We start from the raw sequence: 2,499 nt of genomic DNA on the forward strand, positions 1-2,499 counted from the left end.
GCGCTTGCGTTGCGCTGCAAATACCGCAACAACGGCTCTGCGCGCGTATATATCACCCCGAGCCCCGCAAGGCTCGTCGCGCGCGAAAGCGCCACGTAGAGCTGCCCCTTGGCAAAGATCCTGTCGATGTCACAGATGAGCTGCGGAATGCTCATGCCTTGGGATTTGTGGATCGTGATGGCGTATGCGAGCTTTAGCGGGAACTGATAATACCGCGCCAGCACGATCTGCTCGGCATCCGCGCCGCTTGCGGCGATCTCGCTTAGTTCGTATGTTTGCAGCCCCACGCGGCTTAGCATGCCGGAGGGCTTTTTTACGACCACGCTTTCGATCTCGCCGCCGGAGCTTTTTTCGATCTTTTCGACGACGCCTTGCTCGCCGTTAAAAAACTCGCCGCTTTTATTCGCGGTAAACAGCACCTTTGCGCCCTCTTTCAGCGTCAGACTTTGCGGCGTATTTAGCGAGGCGATCCATTTTTGAATTTTTTGCTCGCTCACTCCGCCTTGCAGCGCTTCATAAACGCCCTCAAAGCTGCTTTGCGGCGCATTAAGCTTGGCTAGTCTGGCGCTATTTATCGCATCCACTTCGGCGTTTCTGCCCGAGATTATCGTGGCATCTGGTTCTGCTCGCGCGGCATCGATGATCAAAGATCGCATCAGCTCCGCCGTCTGCTCGCTTGCGGTGCCGAGCCGCAGCTCGCAAAGCAGGCGGTATAGTGCCGCATCTGCAGTGCGCTTAGAGCCTATCATCTCGACGTAAAAAAACTCGCACTGCCTCCACGCATACGAGCCGAAGGCGTAATCCGAGTCGCTAAATAGGCTCGCGCGCGGCGCTCTCTCGCCCTCTTTGCGCACCGGCGGAAGCTGATAAAAATCGCCCGTAACGAGCAGCCGTCCGTTAAATTTAGAATTTGAAATTCTAAGATAGATCATCTCGAAAAGCTCGGCGCCGATCATCGAAATTTCATCGATCACGATGAGGTCTGCGAGAGCTAAAATTTTTCGCAGCTCGCTTAGCTTGCCGCTTTGTTTGCGATCGAAGCTTTTTAGCTCCTCGTGATTTTTGCAAATGCCGAAGCGGAAGAAGCTATGCACGGTCACGCCGCCGATCTCTACAGCGCTGATGCCGGTGCTGCCGAGCACGATGACGAACTTGCCGCGAGCGCGGTAGTTTTCGATGAGCTCTTTTATTACGTAGCTTTTGCCCACGCCTGCGCCGCCCGTGATGAAAATATTGCGATCTTTTAGCTTCTGGATGATGAAATTTATCAAGTTTTTTCCTATTTTTTGGCAAAATTATAGCCAAAATTTTTTAAAAGGCATTTTGTTTGAAACGATTAGTATCTCTCATCTTTGCGGCTTTAATCCTTGCAGGTTGCGGTAAAACCGTCCATAAATTTATCCCTGAAAATCCCGCGGTTTTAGATCTTGATTACGCTCAAAACAGCGAGCGACTACCGGCTCCCGCTTCGGTGCAAAACATAAGCGGAAGCGCGTTTAAGAGCCGCTATTTTAAAATTTGGTTTGACGATGCGCCGATTAAGGCCGAAATCGATACGTTTTGGGGGCTTAATTACGCAAAGGGGCGCCATTTTGACGCCGTAGGCAGGATATACGACGATGCGATCTATCAAAGTATCCGCATAAACGCGAACGAAGAGGCGTTCGGGCTAATATCCGAGCCCGCTATTACGGTAAAAAATGCGCTGCTGCGAAATATCCCAAGCGATCTGCCGATTTTCGGCGATCCGAGCGAGCCGGGGGAGGGCGAGCCGTTTGATTACGCCGCAAATTCCGCCGTGGGCGTGGGCTATCCGATGCTGCTGTCGCATTACAGCAGAGACGGTGCGTGGGCGTTCGTGCGCAACGACGGTGTGTGGAGCTGGATCAGAAGCGACGCGATAAAGCGCATCAGCCCGCAACAGGCGGATATCTATGCAAATTCTAAATTTATAACGATCCTGCGCGAGGGCGCCGCCATTTATGACGTAAACGGCGCGGAGCTTTTTAGGGCGCGCACCGGCACGATCCTGCCGTATGATTTTAGCGGCGAGCGCGATCTTGGCGGCACGCTCGGCGTGCGGAGCGGTTTCGGCGGCGAAATTTTAACGCAGTTTGGCGGCAAAAGATATTTCGTCAGCGCGGAGGATGCGAGGCTTTGGCCCGCGCCGCTTGATGAGCAAAACTCAAAGATCGTAGCCGCTAGCCTGCTCGGGCAGAAATACGGCTGGGGTGGGTATAAATTTCTTCGCGATTGCTCGCTTATGACGAAAGACTTTTTGGCAAATTTCGGGCTGTGGCTGCCGCGAAATTCTAAGGCGCAATCGGGCCGCGGCGAGCGTTTTTCGCTGGCAGGGATGAGCGCGGATGAAAAGCTTAGCTTCATCGATAAAAACGGCGTCGCGTATAAAACCCTGCTGTATATGCCCGGCCACGTGATGCTCTACGTAGGGCAGGTGGATGGCAAGCCTGCGGTGCTGCACGATATCTGGGGGCTTCG

2 protein-coding genes are annotated in these 2,499 nt (G+C 53.6%); one reads left to right on the forward strand and one right to left on the reverse strand.

Annotated elements, in window-relative coordinates; translation table 11 throughout:
* On the reverse strand, positions 1–1,271 hold a 1,271-nt coding region (locus tag Q0257_RS04005), incomplete at its 3' end, for an AAA family ATPase (protein WP_298021835.1).
* 56 nt (positions 1,272–1,327) lie between these two features.
* Between Q0257_RS04005 and Q0257_RS04010 the strand changes: the two genes are divergently transcribed.
* Positions 1,328–2,499 (forward strand): SH3 domain-containing C40 family peptidase (locus Q0257_RS04010; RefSeq protein ID WP_298021838.1); only part of this gene is annotated, 1,172 nt, incomplete at its 3' end.

It is taken from the genome of uncultured Campylobacter sp., from assembly GCF_938018035.1.
Lineage (GTDB): Bacteria > Campylobacterota > Campylobacteria > Campylobacterales > Campylobacteraceae > Campylobacter_B.